Annotated in this window: 19 protein-coding genes and 1 riboswitch; all 19 genes read right to left on the bottom strand. The window is 45.0% G+C overall.

Going from position 1 to position 18,419, the window contains the following annotated elements:
- Positions 1-118 precede the first annotated feature (118 nt).
- A complete protein-coding gene (locus LU279_RS09305) occupies positions 119-1,708 on the bottom strand; it encodes a peptide chain release factor 3 (protein ID WP_274422270.1) in 1,590 nt (529 codons plus the stop codon).
- 142 nt (positions 1,709-1,850) lie between these two features.
- Entirely contained in the window at positions 1,851-2,624 is a 774-nt protein-coding gene (locus LU279_RS09300) for a SpoIIIAH-like family protein (protein ID WP_274422269.1), read from the bottom strand.
- A gap of 10 nt (positions 2,625-2,634) precedes the next feature.
- Positions 2,635-3,003 carry a hypothetical protein gene (locus LU279_RS09295; RefSeq protein WP_274422268.1) on the bottom strand — a complete coding sequence of 123 codons (369 nt, stop codon included), beginning with the start codon at positions 3,001-3,003 and terminating at the stop codon, positions 2,635-2,637.
- Entirely contained in the window at positions 2,942-3,511 is a 570-nt protein-coding gene (locus LU279_RS09290) for a stage III sporulation protein AF (protein WP_274422267.1), read from the bottom strand. The genes LU279_RS09295 and LU279_RS09290 overlap by 62 nt, the downstream gene beginning before the upstream one ends.
- Positions 3,508-4,677 (bottom strand): stage III sporulation protein AE, encoded by a 1,170-nt coding sequence (locus tag LU279_RS09285; protein WP_274422266.1) that lies wholly within the window; start codon positions 4,675-4,677, stop codon positions 3,508-3,510. Before LU279_RS09285 ends, LU279_RS09290 begins: the two co-directional genes overlap by 4 nt.
- Positions 4,674-5,060 (bottom strand): SpoIIIAC/SpoIIIAD family protein, encoded by a 387-nt coding sequence (locus LU279_RS09280; RefSeq protein WP_274422265.1) that lies wholly within the window; start codon positions 5,058-5,060, stop codon positions 4,674-4,676. Before LU279_RS09280 ends, LU279_RS09285 begins: the two co-directional genes overlap by 4 nt.
- Before the next feature lie 27 nt (positions 5,061-5,087).
- A complete protein-coding gene (gene spoIIIAC / locus LU279_RS09275) occupies positions 5,088-5,282 on the bottom strand; it encodes a stage III sporulation protein AC (RefSeq protein WP_274422264.1) in 195 nt (64 codons plus the stop codon).
- Positions 5,283-5,319: 37 nt separating this feature from the next.
- Entirely contained in the window at positions 5,320-5,838 is a 519-nt protein-coding gene (locus LU279_RS09270; protein ID WP_274422263.1) for a stage III sporulation protein AB, read from the bottom strand.
- A complete protein-coding gene (gene spoIIIAA / locus LU279_RS09265) occupies positions 5,832-6,752 on the bottom strand; it encodes a stage III sporulation protein AA (protein ID WP_274422262.1) in 921 nt (306 codons plus the stop codon). The genes LU279_RS09270 and spoIIIAA overlap by 7 nt, the downstream gene beginning before the upstream one ends.
- A gap of 59 nt (positions 6,753-6,811) precedes the next feature.
- Positions 6,812-7,360, bottom strand: a complete 549-nt coding sequence (locus LU279_RS09260; RefSeq protein WP_274422261.1) for a 4'-phosphopantetheinyl transferase family protein — start codon at positions 7,358-7,360, stop codon at positions 6,812-6,814.
- Entirely contained in the window at positions 7,357-9,186 is a 1,830-nt protein-coding gene (locus LU279_RS09255; RefSeq protein WP_274422260.1) for an ATP-dependent helicase, read from the bottom strand. The genes LU279_RS09260 and LU279_RS09255 overlap by 4 nt, the downstream gene beginning before the upstream one ends.
- 12 nt (positions 9,187-9,198) lie before the next feature.
- Positions 9,199-10,647: a glutamate--tRNA ligase gene (gltX, locus tag LU279_RS09250; protein WP_274422259.1), complete on the bottom strand. Its 1,449-nt coding sequence runs from the start codon at positions 10,645-10,647 to the stop codon at positions 9,199-9,201.
- Between the two features lie 101 nt (positions 10,648-10,748).
- Positions 10,749-10,982, bottom strand: coding sequence for an acyl carrier protein (gene acpP, locus LU279_RS09245; RefSeq protein WP_022066858.1), 234 nt, complete (start codon positions 10,980-10,982; stop codon positions 10,749-10,751).
- A 121-nt stretch (positions 10,983-11,103) separates the two neighbouring features.
- Positions 11,104-12,297 carry an FtsW/RodA/SpoVE family cell cycle protein gene (locus LU279_RS09240; protein WP_274422258.1) on the bottom strand — a complete coding sequence of 398 codons (1,194 nt, stop codon included), beginning with the start codon at positions 12,295-12,297 and terminating at the stop codon, positions 11,104-11,106.
- A 39-nt stretch (positions 12,298-12,336) separates the two neighbouring features.
- Entirely contained in the window at positions 12,337-13,464 is a 1,128-nt protein-coding gene (locus LU279_RS09235) for an ABC transporter ATP-binding protein (RefSeq protein WP_274422257.1), read from the bottom strand.
- Complete coding sequence (locus LU279_RS09230) at positions 13,464-14,420, bottom strand: FecCD family ABC transporter permease (RefSeq protein WP_442870152.1); 957 nt, start codon at positions 14,418-14,420, stop codon at positions 13,464-13,466. Before LU279_RS09230 ends, LU279_RS09235 begins: the two co-directional genes overlap by 1 nt.
- A 111-nt stretch (positions 14,421-14,531) precedes the next feature.
- On the bottom strand, positions 14,532-15,677 hold the full coding sequence (locus LU279_RS09225) for an ABC transporter substrate-binding protein (RefSeq protein WP_274422255.1): 1,146 nt from the start codon (positions 15,675-15,677) through the stop codon (positions 14,532-14,534).
- 2 nt (positions 15,678-15,679) lie between these two features.
- Positions 15,680-16,552, bottom strand: coding sequence for a hypothetical protein (locus tag LU279_RS09220; protein ID WP_274422254.1), 873 nt, complete (start codon positions 16,550-16,552; stop codon positions 15,680-15,682).
- A gap of 80 nt (positions 16,553-16,632) precedes the next feature.
- Complete coding sequence (locus LU279_RS09215; protein WP_274422253.1) at positions 16,633-17,928, bottom strand: sirohydrochlorin cobaltochelatase; 1,296 nt, start codon at positions 17,926-17,928, stop codon at positions 16,633-16,635.
- 213 nt (positions 17,929-18,141) lie between these two features.
- Positions 18,142-18,332: riboswitch (cobalamin riboswitch) on the bottom strand.
- Positions 18,333-18,419: the final 87 nt, after the last annotated feature.

Genomic DNA, 18,419 nt, shown 5'->3' with positions numbered 1-18,419 from the left:
CTTTTTAAATGTTTCCTCTGTCCCTGTTAATAAGCTTAGTATATCAAATTTTCACAGAAAATAAAAGCATTTATTATTTATTTCATATCTGTTCTTCCGACAAATACAGGATTATTTCTTATTTACTGAACTCTGTCAGAACAAGGTCCGGATTACGATCCTGAGTCATACCTACGCTCCATGCATTTACAAACAGAAGCAGTGGATTTCCTTTCAGGTCTGTTACCTTTTTCATATCTGAAGTTCCTGTGATCTTAGCCACATCCACCTCATCCTTATTTGCGATCCAGCGTATATGCTCATAGGGAAGATTTTCCAGGCGAATCTCCACATTATATTCATTTTCCAGACGGTATTTCAGAACATCAAACTGCAGAACGCCCACAACGCCCACTATGATTTCCTCCATTCCGGTATTAAACTCCTGGAAAATCTGGATTGCACCCTCCTGGGCGATCTGATTGATTCCCTTTACAAACTGCTTTCTTTTCATGGTATCGATCTGACGGACACGGGCAAAATGCTCCGGCGCAAAAGTAGGGATTCCCTCAAAAGCAAACTTTCTGCCCGGAGAGCAGATGGTATCTCCAATGGAAAAAATACCCGGGTCAAACACACCGATAATATCTCCCGCATATGCTTCTTCCACTACATGACGGGATTCTGCCATCATCTGCTGTGGCTGAAGAAGGCGCATTTTTTTGTCGCCCTGCACATGATACACTTCCTGAGAAGCGTCAAACTTACCGGAGCAGATACGCATAAACGCAATCCTGTCACGATGAGCCTTGTTCATATTTGCCTGGATCTTAAACACAAAGGCAGAAAAATCATCAGACATGGGATCAATTTCTTCATCATCTGCAATACGTGGAAGCGGAGAGCTTGTCATGGACAGGAAATGCTCCAGAAAAGTTTCCACACCAAAGTTTGTCAGCGCAGAACCGAAAAATATCGGAGTCAGTTCTCCCTTGCTTACCAGTTCCTGATCAAAATCTGCACTTGCTCCGTCCAGAAGCTCAATTTCTTCCATCAACTGGTCCTTCTGATCCGCATCTACGATCTCATCAAGGCGTGCGTCGTCAATATCGATCTCCTCAATGACTCCCTCTTTTGTTCCCTTTTGTGTATCGGAAAAAGTCAGCACCTTATGGGTGTTTCTGTCATAAACACCGCGGAATTTTTTTCCGGAGCCAATGGGCCAGTTAATGGGGCAGGTTGCAATTCCCAGTTCCTTTTCAATCTCATCCAGAAGATCAAAGGTATCGTTTGCATCCCTGTCCATTTTATTGATAAATGTAAAGATCGGAATATGGCGCATTACACAGACTTTGAACAGTTTTCTTGTCTGGGCCTCCACACCCTTGCTTCCGTCAATGACCATAACAGCGGAATCTGCTGCCATCAGGGTACGGTAGGTATCTTCTGAGAAGTCCTGATGCCCCGGTGTATCCAGGATATTGATGCAGTAACCGTCATAATGGAACTGGAGTACAGAAGAGGTTACGGAAATACCTCTCTCTTTCTCGATTTCCATCCAGTCAGATACCGCATGGCGGGATGTTGCCTTTCCCTTTACGCTTCCTGCCAGATTGATGGCACCTCCGTAAAGAAGGAATTTCTCTGTCAGTGTTGTCTTACCGGCATCCGGGTGGGAAATAATGGCAAAGGTTCTTCTTTTTTCTATCTCTTTCGCATACTTGGACACGTTTAAGCCTCCTGTTTTCTATTCATACAATCTCATAACATACTCACACATTCTAGTATACAAAAGCCTGCACTGTCAAGAGCAATCGGACAGGAAAAATCCCCTCTCCCTGCCGGAAGAGGGGCATATTTTTTATATTCCGTCAGTCATAAATCCCTTCTGTCTGTATTACATACTCCTCTGAGGCAGATGCAGAAGCCGCTTCATCCTCGGGAGCTTCTCCGCTTCCACCGTACTCTGCTGTCTCCTCAACCTCTCCATTGGTTTCTTCCAGTTCCTGTTCCGTGGCATCTTCTGCTTCGTCACTGGTCTGGCTTAAAGGTGTGATCACAATATTTTCTGCTGCGATACCGGTCTTTCTTTTTACAATATCCTCAATCTGCGCCCTCTGAGCATCTTCCAGCGCACTGTCCGGCACAACAATATCTGCTGTCTCCCCGGTCAGATTCACAACTACATTCTCAAATCCCTTTGCCTCCAGAAGAAGTTCCGCCGCAGCTTCTTTTTCCGCAAGCTCAGTCATGGATACCATTGTGTTAATGGCTTCCTGCTTTTTCTCCTCACTGATATCTGTATTTCCAATGATCTCCTGAAGCTCTGCCTTGTTCTGAGAACGCACCTGCTCTCTGGAAAGCTTTGCCTGAGCTGCAAAATCAGAAGCGCCTGTAAGTACGGCTTCTCCGGGAGTTCCTGTAGTGGGGAGATCTCCCTGGCCATCTGCCCCGTTCTCATCCAGAAGGGCTGTTTCATCTGTCAGATCATACTCTACTTCTTCCAGGATACTGCTGCTGTCTGCGCTGGCCTCCTTATCCTTAAAGCCCAGATCTACATCCGCAAAATTCAGGTATCCGGCTACTGCGATCAGAATTGCCAGTGAGGTGATGATCACCTGATTCTTTTTCATGATTTTTTTCACTTTTCTCTCCTCATTTCATTTTCATTATTTTTATTTTATGGGCTTCAATCTGAAATAATGCCATTACAGCCTGCTGAATATTCTGTACCGTAACAGAATCATCCGCTCCCTCTGCCGCAATCAGCACTCCTGTCACCTCCGTATTTTCTGTTCCGTAAAATCCCTGTTTTCCCTCTCCGGTCATCAGAAGTACCTGTACCTTTCCCACACCTTCTGTATTTTCCAGAATAGATTCCAGCTTTGTTTCCAGAAGTGTTCTGTCCACCTCATATCTCTCTGTATTTTCCGCAGGATCCGGGCCCTTCTTCGCCTGTTCCCTACCGTCTGATACCGGAAGCGCGATCACTGTCAGAAGCATTCCCAGAAGCAGAAGGACCATCCACTGTTGTCCCGTCATTTCTGTCAGTAAGGATCTTACAGTCCTTTTCTTCGATTCCGAAGCGCTTCCTGAGTTCATCCCGAATCCCCCTTTCCTGTTCCCGGGTCAGCTCCTGTCTCACTGTCAGTACTGCGGATATCCGCTCTCCTTCTATATGTACGGCAGTCTTAGAAGGATTTATGCCTGATTCTTTTAATAATTCTTCAATTTTAAAAGAAATTTCATTTTCATACCCCTGTTTCAGATAAAAAGTCTGAAGTTCTTCTGCTTCCAGCTGTTCCATTTTTTCCTGTTCCCGGTAAAAGGTATCTGCAAAGCTTTCCAGAAACTGCCCGCTTTTTCCAAATGCTGCAAACACAGGCGTACAGAGCATATAGATCAAAAGAAGCCCCATAAACGAACGTACATAGCGTTCATATTTCCGGTCAGGAACCAGCTGAAGAACTGCTGTAAAAAACAGATAAAATACTGCAAGACTTTTCATCCACCGGTAAATTTCCTCTCTCATACACCGCCTCCCTGTATTCCTGCCATAATGATCAGAAAAGTCAGAATGCAGAGCGCCTCTGCTGTAAAAAGGATTTTCAGGAGAATTTCAAATCCTTCTCCCATAGTAGACAGACATTCCACCATCCGCTTATCCGATACCGGCTGGGACACTGCTGCCAGAAACCGGTATGTTAAAGACAACATCCCATAATGGATCACAGGTCCTGCTCCGGCTGCCACTGTTACCAGAAGAATCAGAACCCCAAGACAGTTCCGTACAAGAACTGCACTGGTGATCACCAGTTCTGTTACCATATTGACTGCGTTTCCCACTCCAGGCAAAGCTCCGGCTGCCTTTCCAAGCACACTTCTTTTCAGAGAGTCCATAACCGGAGACACCAGCCCCCGGACGATCTGAAGTCCTGCCACAAGCCCCAGAAGAGTCTTCAGCGCCCAGATGACCACTGTTTTTAAAAATTCCGCAAGCTTTCCTAGCATTTCTTCTCTGGACAGATGATTCACCAGACGCAACAGAACATAAATCTCTGCTGCCGGCAAAAGAATATTCAGAAGGATCCACTGGATCAGCCACACCAGAAGAAGCACACCTTCATAAAATACAGCTGCGGACAGCGCTCCGGAAGCTGCCGCTACCGTCATAAAGTATGCAGGAGACAGCGCTTTCATAAATTCCACGATCCAGGATATAGTTTGCTTTAGTGAACATGTTTTTTCATAAAAAGAATCCATAAGAAGCGTAAACAGAAGAATATACACCACATAAAAACTGACGTCTCCCACCTGTCCGTTTTCAAATACAGAGGCAAAATTTGTAAACACTGCCGCAAGAATCACCAGAACAAGAATTTTGGCAAACAGCGCCCTTTCCCTTTCAAATCCTGAAAAAAAAAGACTGCGCAGAAATTCCTGCACTGTCTCTTTTGAAATCGCTTCTTCCCCATTGATCAAATTCTTCAGAGCATCCTGAAAGGAAAAGCTTTCTGTCCCCAGAAGCTCGTCCAGCATATTCTGAACCTGACTGAAATCAAGCTCCGAAAGAAGTTCTTTCTGAATCTGCTCAGACGTATCAGGCTCCTCTGCTGCTCCCCGTACACATTCTGCTCCGCAAAAGGCCAGACATACGGTCCATAAAATAAAAATCCCGATCTTATAAAACTTTTTCATACAAAAAACTTCTGGATCGTATCCAGAAGCGCCATCAGGACCGGAATACTGAGTACCATAATAGACAGCTTACAAAACAGTTCGATCTGTCCTGCTGTTGCCTGATGCCCTGCATCTCTGCATATTCCGGCTGAAAACTGCCCAATGTAAGTGATTCCTATCATTTTTATCAGCGTTGCCAGACAGCCTTCATCCAGAGGAATGCTGTCTTTTAATTGCTCCACTGCGGAAAATATATATTCGATCTTTCCCACTGCAAGTCCCAGGATCATGAGTCCGATCCCAACAGTTACAAAAACAGCGTACTCCGGCTTTGTCCCTTTCAGAAAAAATCCCAGCATCACACCGCATACGCCAAGAAGAGAAATCTTTATAATATCCATACTCCGCTCCTTTCGCAGCTGCTCCGGCTACATAACAAAAAGAGCCTGTATACTTTCAAACAGGTCATAAATATAGGGAACGATCCAGAAGAGAACCACCAGAAGCCCTGCAAGACTTACCAGAAATGCCTGCTCATCTCTGCCGCTGTGTTTCAGTATCTGAGAAAGAACAGAAACAAGGATTCCCACTGCCGCTATTTTAAATATAATACCGACTTCCAAATCATCCTCCTTTCCCGGACTCTGCGCAGCTTTGTTTTTACCACAAAAGCACTCCCAGAAAAATCCCGCCCAGAATTCCAAGGCTTTGGCAAAGCTTCTTTTTTTGAGGAAGCTCACCGGCCAGAAAGTCCAGCCTTTTGCACAGCTCTTCTTCAAAAAGCTCCAGCTGTCTCAGCTGCATCTCTCTGTCCAGATAACCCAGCCGCTCTCCAAGAGAAGCGATCAGTTCCATTTCTTCTGCAGAAAAACCTGCGTCCCGGAGCTTTTTCTTTGCACAGTCCCGGAAGATCTTTCCAAGAGTCTGGCCTTCCTGACTTTTCAGCCTGTCCGCAAGATTCCGAAGGAACTCCCGGTACATACCGTCAAACTTTCCGGAAATTTCCAGAAACGCCTCCGGAAAACAGGTATTACCACAACGCACTGCTCCTTTTAAACATGAAGTCAGCCACAGAAATTTTTTCAGATTCTGTTCTCTTACTGTAAGTTCCATACTCTTTGCAGCCCCCATACCGGTTCCTGCAATAAGTATCATAAGAATACCTGCAAATTTCAGCATGGAACTCCCCTTCCGTCATAAATCCCTCTGATAATGCCTGCTCTTTTTTCTTTTCCCAGAACAATATACCTGTCAAATACGCGCATTTTTTTTAGTCCCGCAAAAAAGGGCGTGGCAAGCACAGATTCCAGATTATCTCCATGTGCAGTGGCGATCAGCCTGCAGCCGCTGTGGATCACAGCTTCCACTGCACGGAAATCTTCTTCTTTTCCAAGCTCATCCACTGCCACTACCGCCGGGGACATGGACCGTATCAGCATCTGCATCCCCTGCGCTTTTGGACAGCAATCCAGCACATCTGTTCTCATTCCCAGATCATTCTGAGGGATCCCCTGATAACAGCCGGCCAGTTCGCTCCTCTCATCCACCACTCCCACCGTAATACCCGGAACCTTTCCGAAACCGTTACTGAGCTGCCGGATCACATCTCTCAAAAGGGTTGTTTTTCCACATCTGGGCGGTGAGATGATCAGGGTATGAGCTGTCCATTTTTCTTTCCGGATATAGGGCATTACAGCGTCCGCACATCCTGGTATCTGATGAGCCAGACGCACATTAATACAGGAAATATATTTCATCCCCCTGATCCGGTCTCCATCCAGGATCACCTTTCCGGTAACTCCCACTCTGTGGCCTCCCTGTACGCTCATATATCCCTGACGAAGTTCATCCTCATAGGCATACAGAGAATATCCGCTTACATATTCCAGCGTTTCTTTCAGGTCTTCTCTTGTTACCACATAAGGCTCCTGACCCTTTGTCCTTAAAAAGTATTCTCCCTTGTCATAAGTAAGAAACAGCGGCCTTCCTGCCCGGAGACGGATTTCATACAGTCTGTCGTAATCAATCTCCGTCTGAACAAGAAGCCGCCGTATATTTCCGGCAAACAGATTCTGGATCTGACTGGCCTCCATTGTCCTCACCCCTCTTTACACATAATATATGAGGACAATCTCTGTTTCATTCCCGTATTTTACGGAATACTGATTTCCAGACGCTCCCATCTGATATCCAGAGGTTTCTCTGACCACACAGCGCCGCTGTATCCCGGCTCCATTTCCAGCATGGCATAAGAACCTCTGTCCATTGGGATGGTGCGGGGATCTCTGGAAAATCCCTCACCGGTCCATTTCATATATGCTTCACGAAGCACCCACTGGTCATAAAAAGCTTCCTTTACATGATCTGACTCCAGGATGTCCCGGAGCATGGATGCAGGCACCAGTCTCTGCAAACCTTTTTCATAATCCAGCTCTCTGTGTTCCTGAATGTCAATTCCCACTTCTTCTCCGGCGATCACACACACAACATACTTTCCGGAATGGCTGATGTTATAATGGATTTTCGGCTGTAAAGTAAAAAACGGCTTTCCATGCTCTCCTTTTGCTCTTGGCTCAAAAGCAAGCTTCCGTCCATACTCTTTCAGAAGCGCTTCTTCCAGAAGCTTTTCACCTGTCATATGTCCCATGTTTTTGTGCTCATACTTCGGGGGGATCTCTGTAAAATAAATGACTGCTTTCATATTCCAGCCTCCTTTAAAAATCTGGACGGTTCTCTGTCCTTTTCGTACTGCCGCTTCACATAACATAAAGTAAGTTTTTTCTTTGCCCGGGTCATCCCCACATAAAACAGCCTTCTCTCTTCTTCCAACGCCGGCTCGAGAACTGCTTTTTTGTAAGGAATACTGCCTTCATTTACATTCAGGATATAAACACAGTCAAACTCCAGCCCCTTTACCCCGTGCATGGTAGAAATCAGAACGCCTTCTGTCTCCTTTTCCTGCTTCTTTGCCTGTTCGTTCAGTCTCTGCGTATAATCTTCTATGTAAGCCTCCCATTCTTCCAGACTGTTTATTCCTCTGGCACTTTCCAGAAGACGGTCCAGGATCTCACTTAATTCCTCTGGTTTTATTTTACGATAACGTGCATATTCATGCAAGTATTCTTCATATCCCATACCCTTCCTGATAAAATTTATGGCTGCATAAGGGGGCAGGCCTTTCAGAATCCTGAGATGGGTTTCCAGAGTGGTGATCCTGTCGCACATCCAGTCTTTATCCTTATAAAATTCTTTCAGCTGCTCAAAAGACAATTCATTTGAAATTGCCAGGGCATCCCGTGAAATATAGCGATTCGGGCGGTTCATGATCTCCAGAAAATTTTTCCGACAGTTCTGCCCTGCTGCCAGTCTCATATATGCCATCATGTTTCTGCATATCCAGTGATGAAAAAGATTCGGAAGAGTTTCTTTCATGGTAAAAGGTACCTGCCGCTCCATCAGCGCTCCCACAAGACCTTCTGCCTCCTGATTAGTCCGGAGAAGTATGGCTGTATCTTTCAGATCGTCTCCTGCGTCCAGCCTCTTTCGCAGATTTCCAGTGATCTCCATATACTCTTCCCTGGGATTTGGAAATTCCAGAAGACTTACCGGTTCGCCCTCCGGATTAGGAGTAGACAGATCTTTTTGGAAACGTGTTTTATTTTCTCCAATCACGTTCATGGCTGATCCCAGAATTTTCTTTGTACATCGGTAGTTTACATTTAAAACCACTGTTTCCGCTTCCGGATAATCTTTTGTAAAATTCAGCATGATCTCCGGTCTTGCCCCGCGGAAGTGATAAATAGACTGATCGTCATCCCCTACAATAAACAGATTATTATCAGGCTTTGCCAGAAGCCTGACAATATCATACTGAAGCTGGTTGATATCCTGAAACTCATCCACCAGAATATACCGGAATTTATTCTGCCAGGCTTTCAGAATGTCCTTCCTCTGCTGAAAGAGATCATAGCAGTACAAAAGCATATCGTCAAAATCCAGCTTTCGCCTTGCCGTACATTCCTTCCGGTATCCCTGATATATCTGTCGGAATACCTGATCCGGGCAGCAGGAAGAATAATAATGTTCCAGTGAAATCCGGTTTCCTTTTACCACACTGATCTCTTTTGCCAGCTCTCCGGAAAAATCTCCTTCTTCCGCAAGCTCCCCTGCCAGTTCCAGGGTAAGTTCTTTTAATATATTATTTTTTTCTTCCTCTGACAGAATATTGGCTGCGGTAAATCCATATGCCTGCTTTAAAATAGCATAAAATACACCGTGAAAAGTTCCAAACGTCACAGGACTGTGTTCCTGTCCGGTAAATTTTAAAAATCGTTCTTTCATTTCCTTTGCCGCAGCTCTGGAAAATGTCACAACAAGAATCGAAGCCGGAGAGATCCCACATTCTTTTGTCATATATGCAATTCGTTCTACTGTTACGGAGGTTTTCCCCGATCCGGGGCCTGCCAGAACCATCATAGGTCCTGACAGGTGGGCGATTGCCCGTTTCTGAGATGGATTACGTTTCATATAAGTCCGTTCTTAGCTGAGTTTTTCAATAGCTGCTTTGACACGCTTCAGAGTTTCTTCCTTACCAATGATCTCCATGATCTCAGTTGCTCCGGCAGGTGTCATCTGCTTGCCGGAAACTGCAGTACGGAGAGGCCACATAACATATCCGTTCTTGTAGCCCTTTTCTTTTACAAATTCACTTAAAGAAGCAAACAGCGGATCATTTGTATATTCCTCCTGGGCCTCAAGTACAGGAAGAACTTCTTTTAATACGGCAAGAGCAGTCTCTTCTGTTGTTTTCATTTTTTTGTGGCAGTACATGGAGGAATCATACTCCGGAACTTCCTCAAAGAAGTCGATCAGAGCCGGAATATCCGGGAATACCTCGATTCGTGTCTGCACCATTCCTGCAATCTTGCGGAAATTATAGTCTTTTTTCAGCACTTCCTTCATATATGGCAATGCTTTTTCATAAAAAGCTTCCGGTTCCATTTTTTTGATATATTCACCGTTCATCCAGCGCAGCTTCTGAATATCAAAAACAGCCGGAGATTTGCTGATGTGGTGATAGTCAAAGGCTTCTACAAGCTCTGAAAGAGAATAGATCTCTCTGTTTTCCTGAGGACTCCAGCCCAGAAGAGCCACAAAGTTTACAATAGCCTCTGTCAGGAATCCCTGATCTACCAGATCCTCATAGGAGGAATGACCGGAGCGCTTGCTGAGCTTCTGATGCTCCTCATTTGTAATAAGAGGACAGTGTACATAAACCGGGATTTCCCAGCCAAATGCCTCGTAAATACGATTGTATTTCGGCGCAGAAGAAAGGTATTCGTTTCCGCGGACTACATGGGTGATTCCCATCAGATGATCGTCCACTACGTTTGCAAAGTTATAAGTAGGATAGCCGTCAGATTTGATCAGGATCAGATCTTCCATTTCCTCATTATTTACTGTAATATCTTCGTAGATCACATCATGGAAAGTAGTTGTTCCCTCTGTTGGCATATTAAACCGGATTACATGAGGTTCTCCTGCTGCAAGACGTCTTTCCACTTCTTCCTTCGGAAGGTTCAGACAGCGTTTGTCATAAATGGAAATTTCTTTTCCTGCCACTACACGCTTCATGGATTCCAGCTCTTCCTGTCCGCAGAAACAGTAATAAGCATCTCCCTGATCCACAAGCTTTCTGGCATATTCCAGATAAAGACCGGAAGCCTGACGCTCACTCTGTACATAAGGGCCTACGCCGCCGTCTTTGTCCGGACCCTCATCATGAAGCAGTCCTGTCTTTTCCATGGTGCGGTAAATAATATCAACCGCGCCTTCCATATAACGCTCCTGATCTGTATCCTCAATACGGAGAATAAAATCACCGCCCTCATGTTTGGTGATCAGGTATGCGTATAATGCCGTACGCAGATTTCCCACATGCATTCTTCCTGTGGGACTTGGCGCAAATCTTGTCCTTAACTTTGTCATAATCTCTCTCCTGTTTTCTTTATACTGTGAAATTCCCTGAGACATCTGTGCCTCAGGGAATTTAGCGTCGCCGTCTGATACACGACAACCGTTTAACTCAATTATGCTTCGATGCCTCTGTTTTTCAGATATTCGATCACATCTCCTACGGTAGCAAGATCTGCAAGCTCCTCCGCAGGAATCTCGATGTTATACTCATCCTCCAGTGCCATTACAAGCTCAAAAAGATCCAGTGAATCTGCCCCCAGGTCATCCTTAAAAGAAGTTTCTAAATTAATCTCATTTTCATCACAGCTTAACTGCTCTGCGATCATTTTTTTCATTTCTTCTAACATTACTATCTTCTCCTTTATCAAATATGCTACTTTGATGTGGAAAGTATATATTCTGTACATCTATTTGTCAATAGATTTCCACGATTTTCTCTTTTTCCGGGCTCTGTCTGCCTGGCATTCCTTACATATCCTGAAATTTTATCTGCCGTGCCACACTTAATGCCAGTCCCATTTCCGCCATCAAAAACATGATGGACGTTCCTCCGTAACTGATAAACGGCAGGGTGACTCCGGTATTTGGCATAAGGTTTACCACAACCGCAACATTAAAGATTACCTGCAGCGCAATGTGGATAAAAATCCCGGTTACCATCAGACTCCCCAGAAGATCGGATGCATTCTGTGCAATAAAAAACAATCTGTACAGAAGATAGGCAAACATAAGGAGCAGCATAACGCCTCCCACAATTCCCAGTTCCTCACACACAATGGAAAAAATCATGTCATTCTGCGCCTCAGGAACACTTCCCAGCTTCTGGATACTGTTTCCCAATCCTCTTCCCATAAGGCCTCCGGAACCGATGGCATAGAGAGCCTGAAGAGTCTGGTAGCCCATTCCGTCTGCAAACTCTTCCGGTCGGAGCCATACAAGAATTCGTCCGATTCGGAAACTTTCATTTGTTTCCGGATCCACAGTAAGATACAAAAGCATAACTATTCCCACCAGAAGAACCGCTCCCACTGCCCCTATTGTCAGGAACAGCTTCGTATTCGGATGAGCAATAAAAATAAGACCTGCAGTAATGCCAAAGATAATGATAGCGGTACTGAGATTCTCTGTAAAAAAATAAGCACCAAAAGCAAGCGCTCCTCCTTCTCCTGCCAGTATCATACAGTTCCTCAGCGTTTTTACCTGCCGTCCCATATTTACGATCATATAGGGCAGACACACGATCACTGCAATTTTTGCAATCTCCGCAGGCTGAAACTGAATACCCAATTTCAGCCAGCGCCTCGCCCCGTTTACCTCCTGTCCCAGCGGAGTAAACTTTACCAAAGCCATCAGGACAAAAGCGGATATATATAAAATTGCAGTAAATCTGCCAAGGATATGATAGTCAATTTTTGATATTGCAACTGCTACAATAATACAGCCGGCACTGATCAGTGCCTGTTTCTTAAAAAAATACATGTCATCGCTGTACTTGACCTCTGCCATATAAGAACTGGTACTGTACAGCATAATAAGGCCAAAGCAGGTAAGAAGAATGATCACTGCCAGAAGACTGTAGTCATAATAGTCCACCCGCTTCCGTCTTCCCTTTTTTTTCCTGCTGCGGCCGTCCGGCTTTTTCTTCTGTTCTGGTCCTGCCATGAAAACACCTGTCTCTTTCTGTTTCAAACAAAATATGTATCAAGTGTTCCTATTATAGCAGAATCCTCTGTCCTGTGCAAGTTTTCCGGCTTCCTCTGCCAGTTTGCAAAGCTGTCTGTTCTTTTCATTCACAGGGCCGAACTCGTCTATACAGCAGATCACATGGGTGCATTGTTCCATCACCTGCACTGCTTTCTGATAGATTTCCTCCCTGATCAGCGAAAACGGACGTTCCTCTATTACCTCTGCCGCCAAAGCTCTGGCAACCTCACAGTCCACATCATTTCCATGTAGGATACCTGCCGCAAAAGGAATACCGGCTCTTTGAAGCTTGCGATATACGGGAATACCGGTGCCGTTTCCTCCAATCACAAATACCTCCGGTTTTCCTTTTGGCTTTTCCATTTCCAGACACCCGAACGCGGCATTGTAGCTTCCCGTTGTGATCCCATAAAGATGATGTACATACTCTGAACTGAAAATCTCCTCCGGTGGTCCGTATTTTTCTATTTTATCTCCATGCACGCAGATCACACTGTCCGAGATTTTCTGGGCAAGATCCAGCTCATGAAGGGACATCAGAACCGCTGTTTTTTTCTGGACCACCATATTCTTCAGAATTGCCAGAAGTTCAAGCTTATGCCGAATATCAAGAAATGACGTAGGTTCGTCAAGTACAATAACCTCCGGCTCCTGGCAGATGGCTCTTGCAAGAAGAACCCTCTGTCTCTGACCGTCACTGATAGCTGTAAAATCCCTGTCTTTAAAATCCAGGGCATGAACCAGTTCCATTGCCTCATGAACCTTTTCCCAGTCTTTTTCTCCCAGGATCCCCAGCGTTCCTGTATATGGATAACGGCCTGTTGCCACAATATCCTCACAGGTCATAAGCTCCGGCCGGATACGTTCTGTCATCACAACCGCCAGCCTTTTTGCCACATCCTTTCCGGACATATGGCTCATCACTTCACTGTCCAGGTATACTGTTCCGCCAACCAGCTTCAGCTGTCTTGTCATACTTTTCAGGATTGTGGATTTCCCTGCGCCGTTAGGGCCGATCAGCGTAAGTATCTCTCCTTTTTTCAGACGGATTTCAATATCTCTGATCAGAGGCTTCCCGTCATAACCTACTGTCAGCTGCTCTGTTTGAATAAAATACTCTTCCATTATGCTGACCTCTTTCTCCGAATCATAATATAAATAACGACAGGCGCGCCAAACACCGCAGTTACTGAACTGATGCTAAGCTCCGTAGGCGCAAAGGCAGTCCTGGCAATCAGATCACAGAAAAGACAGAACACTGCGCCTCCCAGAAAGCAGGCAGGAATCACCAGAAGAGGGCGGGCTGTTTTTAATAAACTTTTTACCAGATGAGGAACCGCAATCCCCACAAAGGAAATCGGTCCTGCAAATGCAGTGACGCAGGCTGATAAAATACTGGACAGAAGAATCAGAGCCACACGGAAGAGTTTGATATTTACTCCCATGTTCTGAGCATAGCCTTCTCCCAGCTGATAAGCGCTGATAGGCTTTGACATCAGAAATACCAGAAGCACGGTAACTGCCGTCACCACTGCCATCATCCGTACATTTTCCCAGTTCATACCGGAAAAACTTCCCATGGACCAGTTATGGAGATTGACAATATTGGAGTCGTCTGCAAACGTGATCACGAAATCCGTAATGGCAGAACAGATATACCCGATCATAATACCGCTGATAATAAGAGCAGACATCTGCTTTACCTTTTTTGCAACAAGAAGCACAAATCCCATAGAGATCATGGAGCCCACAAATGCAGCCAGGATCAGAACCGCAGAAGAGGCAACCATGGATTTTCCCAGAAGAAAGATCATAACAAGGGAAACGATCAGTTTTGCCCCTGATGAAATCCCAAGAACAAAAGGGCTGGCTATGGGATTTCCAAAAAATGTCTGCAAAAGGAAACCGGATACAGACAAAGCGCCTCCCAGGATAATAGCTGCCAGTATTCTGGGAATCCGGATTTCCCAGACGATATTAAGAGCTGTGTCCTCTCCCTTTCTCAAAAACAGGATTTCCATAATCTCTCTTATAGAAATCTCAATGCTTCCGGAATTAATATTCCATACTATAAAGAGCATCAGAAGCAATGCCAGAAAGCCAAAGGCAATCCAGTATCTGAAATGTAGTTTCTTCCGCATGTTTCTATCCTTCCTGTCTGTTTACCAAAACCTGCTATCTTATCTGCCCGCTTATTTCAGCCGATGCATATAGGTCAGAGTGTCCAGACTGTCATCTTCTGTTGTCAGCATGGTGTGGATATCCTCGATCATGGTTCCCAGTCCCATGGTATCCTGAAAAAGATTCTGTTCTGTACACCATACATTTCCGTTTTTTACTGCCTTAAAATCATTGAGAAGAGAGCTTTTTGCCAGAAGCTGATCAATGGTGGTCAGCTCACCGTCAATGGTACTGTTATAAATAATATAATCCGCATCCTTTGCTCCGGCATAAAATTCTTCCATCTGCATATTCATAGTGGAAAGTGCGCTGTCGTCCCCCCCAAGCGTATCAAAAATGTATTTTCCGCCTGCCAGCTCGATCATCTTTGCCACATAATCATTGGATTTGCGCACATTTGCAGCGCCTACCGAATTTATGTAAAAAAATGCCACTGTCTTTCCTGTATTTTTGCTGTTTTCCAGATTTTTCACCTTATCTGCCTGTTTCTCAAAAAGTTCCTGGGCCAGTTCCTCCTTATCCAGAAGCACTCCGTACAGTTTCAGCCATTCTGTCCTTCCCAGAGGATGAGATTCATAACTGGAATGTTCCACCAGAACCGGGATTCCAAACTGTTCCAGTTTTTCTTTTACTTCAGGCATATGGTAGATCATGGTAGACTCTACAGCAAGGCCGCAGTTTTTGCTTAAAATCAGTTCATAATCCGGAGCGCTGTATTTCCCTGCAAAAGAAATACTGCCATCCTCCAGCGCCTTTTTTACCTCTTCAATATACCAGCCGTCTGCATCTGTGCCGGAAAGACTGATGTGATCCAACCCATCCAGCGCACAGAACAGATTCATGGCAGAGGTTGCCACGAGATAAATGTTCTGCACCGGTTTCTGAATGACCGCAATACTTTTGTCCAGAGATTCCGGAGCCTTTTTCCCTTCCGGCACAACCAGAAAACGGTCCTTATCTGCAATTGTGATCAAAGCATAGTCCTCTTTATAATAATCTACAGAAAACTGCTCTGCATAATCAAGCTCCATACTGTGATCGTAAGTAAGTCCGGGAATCTCCGGCGGCTCATTCTGGTTCTGCGATGCCAGAACCGGAACGATACTGCCCAGAATCAATGTCACACTTATAATAAAACAGGTAACTATCTTTTTCATATTCACTCAGCCTTTTTCAAAGATCCGGAATCAAACTGCAGCGTATAGTCGATCTCATGGGGTTCACTCATGGCTACGGTATCTGCCTTTACTTCAAGAGCAGTGTCAAAAGCTGCAACCGGAATCTCAAACACAGAATTTCCTTCTGTATTTACCATCTCATACTTCTCCCCGTCCACGATCATATAATCGTAATTTGGACTGCTCCAGGTAATAGTTGCCACAGCCTTTCCGTCCGAAATCTTCATTTCTGCCGGGCTCTCTACCGTTGCCTTTCCGGAACCGCCTTCCAGAGCCACTTCCACCGTATAGTTTCCATCTTCAAGTTTCAGCTCTTCTGTTGTCTTTCCTTCTGCTGAACCACCAGTCTCTTCGCTGTCCTCTGCCGGCTGAGGATTGGAAACACTTACCTTATGATCGTACCACTTTCCTTTTTTGCCAAGAAGCGCCACATCAAACTCCTCATCGAGAGCCGGAACCGGAATGTCAAAGCCATTCACAGTTTCTTTATAACCATCACTGTATGTGACCTCATCCTCTGTCGGCTCCAGAACTTTTGCGCCCTCTTTCTGTGCGTCCTCTGCTGTCCCGGCAAACAGATTTACAATGCTTTTGGAAACAAGGCTGACATGAATGGTCATTTTACCGTCCTTCACGGTCAGGGTTCCCTTTCCGTCTTTTGCCTCATTCACATGGAACATATTGCTATCCGTGTCAAAGTCAGCTGTGTAAACACCGTCTTTCAGTTCATCTTTTGCTTTGTTCTCGACAGCAGTTTCTGTCTGTGTTTTTTCCTCTGCCATAACGGTGCTGTAGCTTCCCATAACCGTTACTGCGCTTAACATACACATGGCAATCATTGTTTTTCGTTTCATCCCATAAATCTCCTTTCAAAATAACTGCCCGGAAGTTTTATAACATTCCGGGCAGATTCTTTCATTCCTTATTTCTCTTATTATTCTGCAGTATCGGCTTCTGCTGTTTCAGCTTCTGCCGCTTCATCCTCTGCGGCTGCCTCTGTTCCAAGAGAATCAATCGCTGCTTTTGTGTGATCCACATAAAGCTGTTTTACTGCATCAATTCTTCCCAGTCCGGCAATCTGAGCATCTACACTGTCAAAGTTACCGGATGCCTCAAACATGGATTTCCAGGAATCTTCCTCGCTTCCTGCCATATCATTGTTTGCATGATCTCCGGCAACTACCATAAGCGGGCGAAGGATTACTTTTTTATAGCCTGCTTCTTTCACCTTTTCGATCACTGCTTCGCAGGCAGTATCTTCCGGCTCTCCTTCTACAGTGCCGATAAATGCATTTTTAAATCCAAGCTCTTCCATCTGGGTCTGCATCTGACTGTAGCTTACCTTTGCTGTATGAGAGGTTCCATGACCCAGGAATACAAAAGCAGTGCCATCCTCTGCGGCTGCTTCCATGCTGTCAAATCCTGCTTCCTGAACTGCTGCATCTGCAACTGCCTGAGCAACTGCGGCTTTATCTTCATTGATCACTGTTGCATCATCCCCAACTTCACCAAGCATAGGCTCTGCAATTGCAACAGATTCAAATTTATCTTTATACTGTTCAAGAACTTCTGCCATCTCATCATATTCCGCGCCATGCATCAGATGTGTCGGCTGTACTACCAGGTTTTTAACTCCGTTTTCTACTGCGCGGTCAAGAGCCTGCTGCATGTTGTCGATCACTTCTCCGTCTCTTGCCTGAACATGATTGATAATGATCTGAGCTGTAAATGCTCTTCTCACTGCCCAGTCCGGATAAGCTTCCTGCAGCGCATCCTCAATTCCTTTAATGTCCTCAACACGGCTGTCATTATAAGAAGTTCCAAAGCTTACTACCAGAAGTTCATTCTCGCCGATCTCATCTGCATTACGGGCGTCATCCTTTGCAGCATCTCCGGTGTCCAGACCAAAGTAATCCGGGCTGGCATTCTCGCCTTCCACCAGTTCTTTCTGTGCATCGGTAAGAGCATCCCAGGCTTCTTTTGCAGCTTTGCAGTCATCATCTGTTGTTTCTGTTCTTTCCTGAACATAAATTTTGTCGATCAGTGCTGCTGCATTATCTGCTGCCTGCTGATCTGCGTCTGCGCTTTCTTCTCCTGCAGTTTCTGTTTCTTCTGCTGCAGCCTCAGTTGCAGTCTCCTCCTCAGAAGCATAAATGCTTGAAGGTCCCATTACAGATACAGTTGCTACAGCCATTAATAATGCCAGTGCTTTTACAGTTTTGTTTTTCATGTTTTTATCCTCCTTTATTTTACACTGTACGGAAAATCTGTCCGCTGTATGGCAGTTCTCCCATCAAATGAATAAAAAAGTACGGAGAAAAACTTTCCCACAAAACATTTTCCCATTGCCTGAACTTTCATAAAAATAAAAAAACCTTTACTCATGGTAAAAGGTCTGCGGAAATATACGGTACAACCAATTACTCGTGATTCGGGACCACTGTCCCCGTACCAATATCAGGCAGGTTTCCTGGCTTATAATTCCACATACAAAGCAGCCTTCCCAGTTTCCCAGTGGCTGTAAAATACAAAACGCTTTGTACTCCTTAAATACAGTGACGAGATCGTGCAGGATTCTCACCTGCTTCCCTTTTAACCGGATATGATTTCGGCACCTGATATTCTTTTTATTCAATTTTTTAAATTATATCACTCTTTTTTGACAAATACAAGCATCCTCGCAGAAAAATACGATAAAACAGAGCAATGCGGAAACTGTTC

The organism is Blautia sp. XA-2221, from assembly GCF_028767025.1.
In the GTDB taxonomy this organism is placed as follows: domain Bacteria; phylum Bacillota; class Clostridia; order Lachnospirales; family Lachnospiraceae; genus Blautia_A.
Note: the sequence above shows the minus strand (reverse complement) of the source record. Positions and strands in the feature narration are given on the sequence as shown.